At 49.6% G+C, this 13131-nt stretch carries 16 protein-coding genes, 1 tRNA gene, 1 other RNA gene and 2 pseudogenes; 18 read left to right on the forward strand and 2 right to left on the reverse strand.

Features of this window, described 5'->3' with window-relative positions; genetic code table 11:
- Positions 1-74 precede the first annotated feature (74 nt).
- The 10 genes and pseudogenes from CVU77_02635 (at position 75) to CVU77_02680 (ending at position 5804) form a co-directional block, all read left to right on the forward strand.
- Positions 75-545: a permease gene (locus CVU77_02635; protein PKN01855.1), complete on the forward strand. Its 471-nt coding sequence runs from the start codon at positions 75-77 to the stop codon at positions 543-545.
- Position 546: 1 nt separating this feature from the next.
- Positions 547-1101, forward strand: a complete 555-nt coding sequence (locus tag CVU77_02640) for a hypothetical protein (protein ID PKN01856.1) — start codon at positions 547-549, stop codon at positions 1099-1101.
- 18 nt (positions 1102-1119) lie between these two features.
- Positions 1120-1193, forward strand: a tRNA-Arg gene (locus tag CVU77_02645).
- Positions 1194-1249: 56 nt separating this feature from the next.
- Positions 1250-1741 (forward strand): annotated as a pseudogene (locus CVU77_02650) (tRNA adenosine(34) deaminase TadA).
- 12 nt (positions 1742-1753) lie between these two features.
- Positions 1754-2109: a transfer-messenger RNA gene (gene ssrA / locus CVU77_02655) on the forward strand.
- Between the two features lie 75 nt (positions 2110-2184).
- Positions 2185-2394: pseudogene (locus CVU77_02660) on the forward strand (site-specific DNA-methyltransferase).
- Between the two features lie 172 nt (positions 2395-2566).
- Complete coding sequence (locus CVU77_02665; protein ID PKN01857.1) at positions 2567-3508, forward strand: hypothetical protein; 942 nt, start codon at positions 2567-2569, stop codon at positions 3506-3508.
- 156 nt (positions 3509-3664) lie between these two features.
- Entirely contained in the window at positions 3665-3841 is a 177-nt protein-coding gene (locus CVU77_02670; protein PKN01858.1) for a hypothetical protein, read from the forward strand.
- 86 nt (positions 3842-3927) lie between these two features.
- On the forward strand, positions 3928-4977 hold the full coding sequence (locus CVU77_02675; protein PKN01859.1) for a mechanosensitive ion channel protein MscS: 1050 nt from the start codon (positions 3928-3930) through the stop codon (positions 4975-4977).
- Positions 4974-5804 (forward strand): hypothetical protein, encoded by an 831-nt coding sequence (locus CVU77_02680; protein ID PKN01860.1) that lies wholly within the window; start codon positions 4974-4976, stop codon positions 5802-5804. Before CVU77_02675 ends, CVU77_02680 begins: the two co-directional genes overlap by 4 nt.
- Positions 5805-5823: 19 nt before the next feature.
- On the opposite strand, the gene CVU77_02685 is transcribed toward CVU77_02680, so the two are convergent.
- Positions 5824-7188 (reverse strand): hypothetical protein, encoded by a 1365-nt coding sequence (locus tag CVU77_02685; GenBank protein ID PKN01861.1) that lies wholly within the window; start codon positions 7186-7188, stop codon positions 5824-5826.
- Positions 7189-7427: 239 nt separating this feature from the next.
- Positions 7428-7988, reverse strand: a complete 561-nt coding sequence (locus tag CVU77_02690) for a hypothetical protein (GenBank protein ID PKN02023.1) — start codon at positions 7986-7988, stop codon at positions 7428-7430.
- A gap of 526 nt (positions 7989-8514) precedes the next feature.
- Here CVU77_02690 and CVU77_02695 point away from each other — a divergent pair.
- The 8 genes from CVU77_02695 to CVU77_02730 all read left to right on the forward strand — a co-directional run bounded on the left by CVU77_02695 (position 8515) and on the right by CVU77_02730 (position 12689).
- Complete coding sequence (locus tag CVU77_02695; protein ID PKN01862.1) at positions 8515-8841, forward strand: hypothetical protein; 327 nt, start codon at positions 8515-8517, stop codon at positions 8839-8841.
- Between the two features lie 238 nt (positions 8842-9079).
- Positions 9080-9745: a hypothetical protein gene (locus CVU77_02700; protein PKN01863.1), complete on the forward strand. Its 666-nt coding sequence runs from the start codon at positions 9080-9082 to the stop codon at positions 9743-9745.
- A gap of 24 nt (positions 9746-9769) precedes the next feature.
- Positions 9770-10189 (forward strand): hypothetical protein, encoded by a 420-nt coding sequence (locus CVU77_02705; GenBank protein ID PKN01864.1) that lies wholly within the window; start codon positions 9770-9772, stop codon positions 10187-10189.
- Positions 10098-10400 (forward strand): hypothetical protein, encoded by a 303-nt coding sequence (locus CVU77_02710; GenBank protein PKN01865.1) that lies wholly within the window; start codon positions 10098-10100, stop codon positions 10398-10400. Before CVU77_02705 ends, CVU77_02710 begins: the two co-directional genes overlap by 92 nt.
- 13 nt (positions 10401-10413) lie before the next feature.
- Positions 10414-11130, forward strand: a complete 717-nt coding sequence (locus CVU77_02715) for a hypothetical protein (protein ID PKN01866.1) — start codon at positions 10414-10416, stop codon at positions 11128-11130.
- 36 nt (positions 11131-11166) lie between these two features.
- Positions 11167-11379 carry a hypothetical protein gene (locus tag CVU77_02720; GenBank protein PKN01867.1) on the forward strand — a complete coding sequence of 71 codons (213 nt, stop codon included), beginning with the start codon at positions 11167-11169 and terminating at the stop codon, positions 11377-11379.
- Complete coding sequence (locus CVU77_02725; protein ID PKN02024.1) at positions 11328-11489, forward strand: hypothetical protein; 162 nt, start codon at positions 11328-11330, stop codon at positions 11487-11489. The genes CVU77_02720 and CVU77_02725 overlap by 52 nt, the downstream gene beginning before the upstream one ends.
- A gap of 132 nt (positions 11490-11621) precedes the next feature.
- The gene (locus CVU77_02730) at positions 11622-12689 is read left to right on the forward strand and encodes a transcriptional regulator (protein PKN01868.1); all 1068 of its coding nucleotides are present in this window, start codon (positions 11622-11624) and stop codon (positions 12687-12689) included.
- Positions 12690-13131 lie beyond the last annotated feature (442 nt).

Genomic DNA, 13131 nt, shown 5'->3' on the forward strand with positions numbered 1-13131 from the left:
CGCGCCCCGCCACACAACGGCGGGGCTCGCAATGACAAAATTATGGGGTTTTTCAATGGTTTCATAATAACACCATGGGCATTTTCCTGATTTTTTCATTGGCGGCCATAGCCGTATCATACGCGGCCGACAAAGAAAAAACCCGCCTCGCGATAAAAAAAGGCGTGCGGATGTTTTTTGAGCTTCTCCCGCGCGTGCTCAACACCCTTGCCGTGATAAGCATTTTGCTTTATCTGATACCACAGGACGCCATAATCAAGGTGCTTGGAAGCCAATCGGGCGTCGCCGGTTTTCTTATTGCCGCCGTCGTCGGTTCCGTGGCGCTTATACCCGCGTTCATTTCGTTTCCTCTGGCCGCGATGCTTCTTAAAGGCGGCGCGACGTACGGAGTCACGGCGGTTTTTCTGACGACGCTTATGATGGTCGGAGTTCTTACGCTGCCGATAGAAGCAAAATATTTCGGATGGAAAATGAGCATAATCCGCAATATATTCGGATTTGCCGCGGCTCTGCTCGTGGGCCTCGGAATGGCATTTTTAATGTGATATGAAAAAAATAATCAGAGCCGTCGCGGGCGGAGAATACGCGATAATATCGCTGTTCGCTCTTGCGATTATCGTTTCTAAAATCTACGGTTTTGCGCCGGGCGATACGGTTTTCATCAACTTCTGGGGATTTTTTTCGCAGATGATATCCATACTGCCCCTGATGTTTATCGTCGTGGGTCTTTTCGACGTGTGGATTCCGCAGGAGAAAGTCGCAAAGCATATCGGCGAGGGTTCCGGTCTTAAGGGCATAGCATCCGTGGTGCTTTTGGCGTCGATTCAGGCCGGGCCGCTCTACGGAGCGTTTCCCGTGGCTTATGTTATGTGGAAAAAAGGCGCCAGTCGGAGGAACATTTTTATTTATCTGGGGGCATACTCGACCATAAAAATTTCGATGATGACATTCGAGGTCGGATTCCTCGGACTTAAGTTTTCGCTGCTGCGCGCCGCGCTTACCCTGCCTGTTTACATAGTCGTGGGCTTCATTATGGAACGCTATTTCTCCCGCGATTTCAAAATGGAGTCGCCGCCTTTGAAAAAACCGTCAGGGATTTGATAGAATAGGCCTGATTTTGCGCCCATAGCTCAACTGGATAGAGCGTTTGCCTACGAAGCAAAAGGTCGCAGGTTCGAGTCCTGCTGGGCGCATTTTTTTATGACAGACGTGGAAGTTTTTCGAGTCGCGCGCCGTCCGATTTTGTCGAATGAAAAAAACAGTCCGAGGTAAACCGCCGTCCGCAGATGCGTCCGACTCGGAATATATGCGGATGGCCGTCGCCGAGGCGCGTTCGGCCCGCGCAAAGGGGGAAGTCCCCGTGGGCGCGCTGGTCGTGCTGGGCGGTAAAGTAATCGCCCGGGCGGGAAACTGTCCCATTTCATCCTGCGACCCTTCGGCGCACGCGGAAATGCTGGCCATTCGCCGCGCGGCCAAAAAAATCGGCAATTACCGTCTCGCCGGAGCGGAAATTTTCGTCACCAAGGAACCCTGCGTAATGTGCGCGGGAGCCATGGCGCACGCGCGTATAAAGCGGCTCGTATACGGCTGCCGCGACGAAAAATCAGGAGCGGCCGGCTCGGTTTTCGGGATAACGTCGTCGCCTTCGCTTAATCACACCGTAGACGTAAAAGGCGGGGTGATGGCATCCGAGTGTTCGCGGATTCTCAAAGAATTTTTCAGAAACAAAAGAAAAAAGACGTCAAAGAACTTCGGGGGTGAAATGGGTTCGACAGGAGACCTGAACCCTTCCGGCAGCAGGCGCGGTGTTGGTCGAAAGGCACCGCTTAAAAAATCGACCGTGCACAAACGCCAACACTGAAATGGCAATGGCGGCCTAACAGCCGTCACGCGCCCCGTCCGACTTCCGATAGGATGGATAGCGCGTCGATATCGGGATAGTTTCACGCGCGCGCGTTTCGTCGCGCCTGGAGCGAAAATCTAACGGAACTGGCCGTAGGGCGGTTCGGTCCGGTGACAGCCCTCCGGCGAGACCAACTCCGGAACAAGCCTGTAGAGACCGTAGGACTCATCTTCTGGACGCGGGTTCGATTCCCGCCACCTCCACCAAGTTTTGGTTTCAAATATAGTAGCGAGCGGGGCATTACAAACATTATGGGTATGCTCTGTTCGATTAGTGATATTATGGCCAAAACAGATTGGAAAAAAAAGTTTCTCAATAAAATTATTTGTGGAAGCGCCGTTGATGTAATGCGGGAAATACCCAAATGCTCGGTTGATTTGGTAATAACTTCCCCGCCATACAATCTTAAAAATTCCACAGGTAATGGTATGAAAGATGGCCGTGGCGGTAAGTGGGCCAACGCCGCTTTGCAAAATGGGCGCGCAAACTACGATACGGTTGAAATTTGCAACCACTGCGGCGAGAGCGTTTCTTTCGGATCTGGTAAGTTCGTTAACAGAATTCCAGATTTGAATGATATCCTTACGAGGATTGATAACGGACTATTGTTTTCCGTGGGTGATTTTGTTTGTGCCGAATGCGATGATAGCCCGCTAACATAAAATGAGCGACCTAACTTCAGAAAAAGTAATAGAAGACATTTTAACGACGGATAAATCCATATTGGCGGAAATTCTGTCTTTGAATTTTTCCGATTTAAGTTTGATTGCAAGGCAGAGAACCGTCCCATCCGGTAAATTAGATATGTTGTATTTGCATAAAGACAAAATTCTTTTACTGGAATTGAAAGTGGTGCCTTTTTATAAAGAAATTATCCACCAAATAAATGGCTACGAAAGAGATTTGGTTGAAATACAGCGACAAAATAAACTTATTGACGCAAAAATTCGCAAAATTATTATTGTTACTTTTGCGAAAGAAAGTGATTATAAATTATGCGGCGAAAACCAAATTGACTTGATCACCTATAGCCCAGAAGTTGTTTTATCAAGATATTATGAGAATTTTAAAGAACTCTCATCTTTTCTTAAGATACAATCTGGTGATTTCGGCGTTGTCAGATTGGGTCTGCTCAAGAATGCCTTGACTCATTTGTTCAATGGCCATGTGATAGGTGAAATTTGTAGGTTTGAGAATAGGTCAGAAAAAACTATTCGCAACAAACTATCAGTGGCTATACTTTTGAATTTACTAGGCAAACACAAAAAAAGTTTTTTCTTAACGGATTTGGGGAATCAATTCCTTGAATCCGGCGAGAAGATTCTTGACGATAGGATGAATCAGGAGCAAATTGAACTGATTTCGAGCTTTGTCAAAGAAAATCCGTTTTATTCATCAATCACCTATACGATACTATCCTTTGTAGAAAGCGTCTTTGTGCTTTCCAAAAATATTTATCCGGTTCCAATGGCGGATGTGCGGGATTATTTTGTGAAGTCGGTCGGAAAAGCAGGGACTTGGCGGACACCAAAATCTAAGAATACAGCATCTTACATTTTTTCAAACTATGCATGTGAGTTTGGAGTTTTTAGTGAAAATACATAATGGATTTTACATTACGCCAAAAGGAATACAGGCAATATTGTTGTTGCAGTTAAACCGCTCAATAAAGTTGATTGAGAATAGAAAATAAACCCTGATACCCAATATACTTGATGTTCATGCGGGTTAAAGCCGAGTGCCGGAAAGAATGCTGGAAATATGGCAAAGATTATGATGTTGCAGAAATTCAGTTTCGAGGGATTTTTGAAAGCGTTAGAAGATGGAAAAATTCTCGTTGATTTTGACGCCCGCACAGGGCACAATCACGGCACAAAATTCCGGATGAGACAGGATTGTTTGCCGATGTTGTATGAGGGCGTGAGGTCTATTATTTAAAGTGAAGCATTGCTAATGTGTTTTCATAAATATTAAAATCAGGGAAAAAAATGATACGGAACTTTTTGATTGAGCACCGACTGCTTATGCCGCTGATATTCGTATCCGGCGGTATCGTCGCCGGGCTGGTGTTTGAAAAAATTGTCTTGCTGTGGCTTAAAAAAGTTACATCCCGCACCGAATGGGAAGGCGACGACATTATCGTCGGCGCGCTCAAAGGAATGACCTTTCTGTGGTTCGCGCTTTTGGGCGTCTGGCTTGCGGCGGCATCGGCTCCCGTGAGCGCCGAAATCGAAGGCCATCTGCGGCGTCTGGTCGCCGTGGGCTACATTCTCTCGGTCACTTTTGTGGCTATGCGCGCGGCCGTGGGTTTCGTCAAACTTTACGCCGCAAAAGCGGCCGGCGTTCTTCCGCCGTCGTCGATATTCATTAATCTCACCCGCACCGTAGTTTTCGGCATAGGCGTTCTTGTCATACTTCAGACGCTGGGGATTTCCATAACTCCGCTTCTGACCGCCTTGGGCGTAGGCGGTCTGGCCGTCGCGCTGGCTTTGCAGGACACCCTGTCAAATTTTTTCTCGGGCCTGCAGATTCTTCTCTCGCGGCAGATAAAACCCGGAGATTACATAAAGCTTGAAACGGGCGAAGAGGGCTACGTCGTCGACATAACCTGGAGAAACACCACGATACGGGCGCTTCCCAACAACGTTGTCGTAATTCCCAATGCCAAAATCGCCTCGTCGCTCGTCACAAATTATTACATGCCCGACAAGGAAATAGCCGTTTTGATGCAGGTGGGCGTGGGCTACGAAAGCGATCTTGAAAAGGTCGAGCGAGTCACAATCGAAGCGGCAAGGGAAGTTATGAAGACGGTAACGGGCGGCGTTGAGACGTTCGAGCCGTTCATCAGGTATCACACGTTCGGCGATTTCGCCATAGGTTTTTCGGTGATAATGCGCGGCAAAGAGTTTACAGATCAGTTCCTCGTAAAACACGAATTTGTCAAGAAACTCCACGCCCGCTACAAGAGCGAAGGCATAAACATCCCCTTTCCGATAAGAACTCTTGAGATGAGAAACACCGGCGACGGCGCCGCGCCCGTGGTTGTCTCCGTGGCTGCCGGTAAAAACAAATGAACAGAGACGCAACCGCATTTTTCGTCAATATTCTTGTGCCTCTTGTGACGGGTGCGGTCTATTTCATAATGGCCGCCGAGATAAAGCGAGTCACTAAAATCCGCAAGCTTATGTTCGGCGAGATCGGATACAACAAAGCGTTCACGGCTTTTCTGCTGTTCGGGTTTTACTTCGTCACGCGTCCTCTTCAGAACGTGCTCGGCCCGCATCCCTGGCCGATGGTCATAAACTCGGTGCGGCAGTTTTTTCTTATGGCCGTGATAGCTCCGTCGATTCTGGTGGGAATTCTTCACTGGGTCCCCAGCGAAAAGGGAACGCCCAAATCCACGGCCGTAGCCGCCTACGCCGGCGGATTCCTGATGGCGATGATTTTTATTCTCGTCAACTCGATGGCTATCGACGGTTCCAAGATTCTGGCCGAGTTCGGCGGCTGGAAAATATACGACGCCAAGTGGTTTACGTCGGGGAGCGTCTCTTCGTCCGACTTCGCGTTGCCGAAGGCGCGCCTTATAGTGATACATCTTATAACTCAGCTGGTTACTCCGGTGGGATATTTTCTTTTGGCCGCGGCCTATGTGCGCCACAGAAGGTACAACTATCCGATGAGCTCGGTGTATAACTTGATTCCCAAAAAGTGGAAGTATCTGGAGGCGGGTTTGCTGATTTTCGCTATTTCCATGATAACGGCGGGATTCGCGGCTTTCTTCGGGCAGTACTACACTTATCTGTGGGTCATTTATTTCGCGGCTTCCGCCGTGGCGGGCGTGATAGAACTCATCAGCGTAAAAATTCCTCCGCGGGAAGCCCCGGCGGATTTGCAGAACTGAAACTTCCTTCCGTTGTCCGTCAGAAAAACAGCCACATCATCAAAATCGAAATAAAGGCGCTTGCCGCTCCCACCACCGCGCCCAGTTTCAGCCATTCTCCGAAACTCACCCTGTAATTGGTTTTCTTTTCTAAAATTCCCAGCGCCACTATATTTGCCGACGACCCTATCATCGTAACGTTTCCGCCGTAACATCCGCCGAAGAGCAGAGCCCACCACAGCAGACCTTTGTCCGCTATGTTCATATTTCTTATCACGGGGACATAAGACGCCACCACGACGACGTTATCGAGTATACTTGAGAAGAATCCGCTTGAAAACAGCACCGTCGCCGCCAGCGCCTTTTTTGCGTTCACAACGTCGAGCATTTTTTGCGCCAGAGCGGCGGCTATACCCGAACTCTGGATGACCCCTGCCTGCGCGAAAAGAAACATAAAAAACAGAATCGACTGCCATTCGACTTCGCGCTCTATGTAATATCTGGCCTTGTCGTGACGGTAGAGCATTACTATGCCGGCCGAAATCACGGGCAGCATCATCAAAAGCGTGTTTTCATGCACGCCGGCCAAGGCCTCTATGCGCTTATGAAACGCCATCAGCAGCACCGTGGCCCCGAATATCATCATGCTTATCTTGGTTTTTCTGTCGGGGGGAATCGATATAAGATAGAAAAAACCTTTGTTGTCGGCGTGCGCTTTGAGTTTTTCGTCGAGTTCGCCTATGTATTTTCTGAACCAAAATATCATAATTGCTATGGTCGCGGCAAGTACTATAATCGATACGGGCAGACCCCGCAAAAGAAAATCTTCAAACGATAGTTTTCCGCGCGCCGCTATCAGTATTCCGACGGGATTTCCCAAAAGAGTCGCCGCCGAGCCCACGTTTGTGGCCATCACGGAAGAAATAATAAGAGGCGTCGGGCGCACTTCAAAAAACATGCATATATCGAGAATCACGGCCGTCATTATCATTATGGAAGTTACCTCTCCCATAAGCCCCGATAGCACTGCGGACACGACGGCAAGTCCCGCGAACAGCCGTATGCCGGTAAGTTTCTTTATCCTTAAAATTTCCGTCACGAACCAGTAAAAGAAGCCGGATTCCTTCATCATCCCGACTATTATCATCATTCCGATGAGAAACAGAATAACGTCGAGCGACGCGTATCTTAAGAAATCCTCAAGCTCCACCGCGTTTATCGTAAGAAGAAGTCCGCTGCCCAGAAAAACAAAGCTCAGACGGAAATCCCAGAAAAAAAGCGTGCCGAATATGGACGAGGAGAATATAAGGGCGATGATAATTTGTCTGGTGTCGAGGCCCATAAGCGCGCCGGCCCCCGCGGCTGTCAAAGACGATAGAATCAGGTAGATAAATCTTTTTTTCATATTTTTACGATTTTAGAACTTGAATCAATTGAAAAACCACGTTATTTGTCATTCTGAGTCCTTCGGCAAGCGTCATTCTGGGTCCTTCGGCGGCGTCATTCTGAGCGTAGCGAAGAATCTCATAATGCCTCAGGATAAACTCCGCGAACTGAGTGGGACGAGATCCTTCGCTACGCTCAGGATGACAGAAGGCGAAGGGTTCAGGGTAACATTGAGGACACTTTTTCAATTGACTCAACTTAAAAGAAAAAGGCCGCGATGCCCATGATTATAAAAATAGATGCCGCCGCCCGCGAGACGATTTTTTTGTTGATTTTTGAAGCCGCGGCGTCGCCCAGCCATATGGCGCCCGCGCTCAATACGGCCAGCGCGGCAAGCGTTCCGGTCAAAACCGCCGCCGGATGGAATTTGGTCGCAAACAGCGCCGCGGCCACTTGTGTCTTGTCGCCCCATTCCAAAATGGAAACCGTCGCGAAAGCCGCGGCAAAGGGCGACATTGCCGCGGCGCCGGAAGATTTTTTTCCGTCGTCGTCCGACTCCGCCCGTAAAGACAATAATCCGAACAGTATAAATAAAACGCCCGACGCTATTTTGACCCATCGCATCGGAATAACTTCCACGGCGAGCGCCCCGAAGGCCACCGCGGCTCCGTCGACCAGAAGAAATGCCGTCATTGCGCCGGCAAGAAGAGCCCGCCGGTTACCCCGCCGCCCGCTCGAAAGCACAAGCAGAGATATTTGTGTTTTATCGCCGAGTTCCGCCAAAGCTATAGTCGCAAAAGGAATGATAAATCCGAGCATTGTTCTTATTGGCAATTTAGGTTTTTGGGAGTGTTCCGGGCGCTTAAAACAAATCGGCAGAAATGCGCCGCGGAACATTTTTATTATATCATTTTTGAAAAACCGATTTTTGCCGTCGGTAATTTGCGCGACGGTATTGACAAGGCGCGAAAAAAAGTTGTACACTGACCCACGGTTTCATGAAAAACCCGTCGCAACTTGCCGCTGTCGCGGTATTGAGGCGAAGGATAAAGAGCGCTTTCGGGCGCACGGAGGAAAGTTATGGCAGAAGGCAGATGTATGAAGTGCAAAAAGCAGGTCGAGATAAAGGACGGCAAAGAGATAGAGATGAAGGGCGGCAGAAGAGCGCTTCAGGGCGTGTGCCCCGATTGCGGCACAAAAGTATTCCGCATACTCGGCAAGAAGAAATAAGCGTTCGTATTTTATCCGCTGAAAGCGGAACCACCGCCGGCCGAAACATAATCGCAATGAGAGTTTCCCGGCGGAGTGTTCTTGTGTATGGCATCATGTTCCGGGGAGGAACGATATGTCTTTGAAAATTGTAGTGGCTGTATTGGTTATCGGAGTGATGGTTTCCGGGTGCGCCACGGTAAATGTTGAGGCGCCCAGGGGCCAGAGCGTTATCCTTCAACCGTCCGTAGAATCTCAACCGGTAGTGTCAAAGGGCAAGATTTGGTACGCGCTTTACGGGCTTGTGCCGATTACGTCCAACAGTACGGCGGATGTAATCAAGAAAGAAAAGCTCAAAGAGGCATCTTTCCGCACGTATTATGGTTTTGATGATTATCTTATATCGATAATCACCGGTATAATAACCGTTCAACCCAAGACGCTTGAAGTAAGAGGCAAGTAACGTCTCTTGAAGGTTGCTTGATACAATGCAACTCGGGGTTCATGCTGTGCGTCCCGATTGCGGCGCAGAAGTATTCCGCATACTCGGCAAGAAGAAATAAGTGTTCGTTCTTTTCGCAGAATTTGCGATCATCCGGAACGGCCGTGTTTCGGTGTAAACCGGATAGCGGCCGCTCCGGTTTTTTTTTAGAAAGGCAACCGGCGTCAGACCCTTCCTCCGCAAGAGTGAAATTAATTTTATGAACAGGCATCGTCGCGGACGGCGACATTACCGTCCGCGTTATTCGCCGCCGCCCGCGACACCTCCAGGGCATTCGGTCAATTCTCCGTCGACCGCCGCGTCCATATCCCCGATATCGAAATTTCTGCGGCAGCGCGTCGGAAGATTTCTGCTGTATTTTGCGGCCGTCGCGATAGTTTACTGGCTTCTCTTCGACGAATCGGGGCTGCAATTTAAGGGCGCGGAAAAATCCCTGATGGCTCCCGCCTACAGCGTGGCTCCGTCGGCGGGGGGTGTGTTCAAGGGTTACGAATCAAAGACCGTTTTTGTGACCGAAATTTTCGACGGCGACACGGTCCGCACGCGCGACGGAGAGGTGATAAGATATTTGGGCATAGACACGCCGGAAATGAACTACGGCAAGGGCCGCCCGCAGCCCGGAGCCGTCGAGGCGACCGCCCGCAACCGCCGGCTCGTTTACCAAAAAAAAATCGTTCTGCTGATTCATCCCATGGAGAGGAAAGACGCATACGGCCGAACGCTGGCGTATCTGCTGCTCGACGATGGCGACGAATACGCAAGCGTGAATCATATACTGGTCGCCGAAGGACACGCCCGCGAGGCCTACGGCAAACTGCGCGTACCCGCCCGCATAAAAAAAAGTTTCTCGTCCGGCCAAAAATAATCTCTCGGAGTTTTTAGTCGATTTGTGTTACACTACATAATAGACGGCAGCAATCTTTTGTATTTTTCCGGCTACGTGGACGATTGCGACGGCGACGTCGTTCTGGCCCGCGAGGAACTCACCCGCGCCGTAGCGGCCGCGCTCGAAGAAACCGAGTCGTCGGGAAAACCCGCGAAAATGACCCTGGTATACGATGTCCATTCGTGGGTCGGCCCGACGGATGAACGCGTCGGCGAGCTCAGAATATCCTTCGCCGTGGGCCCGAAGGAAACCCAGCCGGCCGACCGCGAAATATTATCTCTGATAGAGCGCAGTACCCACGGCGCCGACGAGCTTATTCTTGTTACCGACGATGGCTCCCTGCGCCGCGAGGCGATGTATTTCGGCTGCCGGCTTGTCGGCTGCGAAAAATTCTGGACAGATTTCGGACTTCATTACCGCTGAAAACTTTTTAGGAGCGAACGCTATGAACCGTATCGTGATAATCGACGAAAAACTCTGCACCGCCTGCGGCGCCTGTGTGGAACTGTGTCCGCAGAAAATACTCTATATCGACGAAAAAAATAACGTCTGCAAAGTGGCCGACGAAAACCGCTGCGACAAACTTCGCGGCTGCGAACGCGTCTGCCCGGTGGAAGCGATAAAAATTCGCTGAAAGGAAAAAAATTATGTCCGGCATAAAAATAATTCTCGACCCGCCCAAAAGGCGGGAGTATCTCGACGGCCTTCTGGCGCTCGACGGACTTTCGCACATAAAAGAGGATCCCGCCGCGGCGTATTGCCCGGTATCGCTGACGTCTACGCCCGACGAACTTAAAGAAGTCGTACGCGCGCGTCAGCAAATTCTCGTCGAAAAAGTGTTGAAACCCGCGGGGATCACCGCCTACGATCCCGAATCCGCGCCGTTTTCGCCGGACAAGAACATCTCCGCGCGGCCGGACAAAATATACGCCGTCGATTCGTCGAAAATCGCGGGGACGAGGTTTTTCGTCGGACACAACATATTGCCGTCGACGGGCGCGGGCGTCGAAGCCGAAAAGGCCAAAATCTATAACCGCGTCGCGGTAATGCTGATGGATAAAAATGTCCGCGTTTCCAGAATGCAGCCCAACAGAACGATTTATCTGGAATATTCGGATTTCTCCGCGCAAGCCGGACGTTTCGCGGAGGTTTTTGAGCTTCTTATGAAGTACGAACCGGGCGCCGGCCTTAACGGAGACCTGCCTGCGCTGCTTGGTTTTGATAAAACGACCGGCGAAGTCGCAGACCTTGAACAAGTCGTCTACGAAAAATTCGCCGACCTCAGATACCATTACGACGGAAATACGCCGGTGCTGAAACTTCGCGCCGAAAATCCTGAGATATTCCGCGAAAATCGCGGCTGATTCAGGGCGTCGCCGGAAACATCACACGGGAGTTTTATGGCGATCAAAAAAATTCCGATCGTTTTTGGTGTCGCGGTTCTGTCGCTGGGCTTGTGCGGCATATTGAGGCCTATGGAGGTTTTTGCCGTGGACAAAAAATACAACCCGCTCACACCCGAAGAAGAAAAAGTCATCATTAACAAAGGCACCATGCCCGCATCGCCGAAAAACTCATCAAAATACTCCGCGAAAAAGGTTATAATGTCGTAACCGAAGTCACGAAAGCCGCCGCGTTTTGGCCTGCCGAAGATTATCACCAGAGATATTACGAAAAAACCAAGAAGCAGCCGTATTGCCACTTTCGACAGAAGAGGTTTTAATTGGCTGTCGGCTCGAGACAAAAACATCCTCCCCCGACGGAAAAACACCAACCGAGACTTAACCGATATTAACGTTTTTTACCCCTTTGTTGCGGCTACCCGACATCCTTTCGACACCCCGAAAATTATTTTTTGCGGTCATTTTCGGTGTGGCGCTACGAAGTCGAGCGGTTGATTGTAAGAAGACGAAATTATGTTTATCCGTGGAGTTTCCAAGTTTCGGAACCGCCGATTTCGGCCGCCGATGTTCCGACATTGCGGACATTTATCAGCAAAGGGCGGGAAACAGGACGAATCAGTTATGTTTATGACACAGCAAAGAATGTTTTGAACAAATTGAATCTCATAAAGGGGAGCAAATTGTTGAACGCCGGAAGAGCGTTGTTTTGCAAAGATAACGGTATCGAAGCAAGGGCGGCGGTTTTTGCCACGAATGAAAAAACAACTTTTTTGGATATTCAACTGTTTAAGGGTACGCTTTTTGACATTATCAATCAGTGTGAAACTTATATCAAAGAACACATTAATTGGCGCGCAGATATAACAGGATTCAAGAGAGTGGAAATTCCCGAAGTGCCGATCAATGCCGTGCGCGAGGCAATTGTCAATTCCCTGTGCCACCGCGACTTCGGTAATCCCGGCGGAAATGAAATCGCAATTTATAAAAGTAGAATAGAGATATTTAACCCGGGGCAATTCCCTTATGATTTTTCGCCGGATGATTTTATCCGGGGCGAGGAGAGAAGCATTCCGCGTAATCCGCCTATCGCGGATATTTTCTATCTTACGAGAGATATCGAAAAATGGGGTTCCGGCCTAAAGAGAATCAGCGACGAATGCCGCGCGTCCGGCATAAAGGTTGAGTTCAAGAAAATAAAAAGCGGGTTTGTGGTAGTGTTTCATCGCCCCGCTGTCAAAGGCGGTCTGCTCGGCGCGCGGTCAGAGGAAAAGACCGCCGGTAAGAGGGTCGGAAGGTTGGGAGTAAAGTTGGGAGAAAGGTTGGGAGTAAAGTTGGGAGAAAATGAAACGAAGATTTTGAACTTGGTACTCGCGAATAAGTTCGCCACCATAAGTTTTATAGCGGAATCAATCGGCATCAGCACGACGGCGGTTGAGAAGAATCTTTCAAAACTCAAAGCAAAGGGTGTGTTGCGCCGTGTCGGTTCCGATAGAAGCGGTCAGTGGGAAGTTCTGAAATAAACTTTTGTCGGGCAGGTGTAAACAGTAAAGCGGCGATACTTTTAGAAATAACCAAGCACGTCGGACGATTGGTTTCATGGGTGGAAAAACTTTCCGGGGATTGATGCTGATATGGTAAGATATCGGGCATTGCTGGCCGTCCCCGCCGCTTATTTCGAAAATTGACCCACCTTTCGACGGTTTGAAGGAAACTACCGGTCACTTTTTGGACACTTTCCGCAATCGGCAATAAAAACTCCCGACGGAATCTTTCGACGGTAATCAGCGGTTTTTGAGAGCTTTTCGCGTTACGCGAAAGGACGTCTCTTGCTCCTCGGGCAGGTGACGGCAAAACCGTTGCCCTGCCGCGCCTCATCGGAACCATCGTAACAACTTCGTAACAATTATTTTGTATAAATACTTGTGTTCGGACTCATCGGCTTTGTAGCGGGCGCATTGCTAT

The organism is Elusimicrobia bacterium HGW-Elusimicrobia-1 (genome assembly GCA_002841695.1).
GTDB lineage: Bacteria > Elusimicrobiota > Endomicrobiia > PHAN01 > PHAN01 > PHAN01.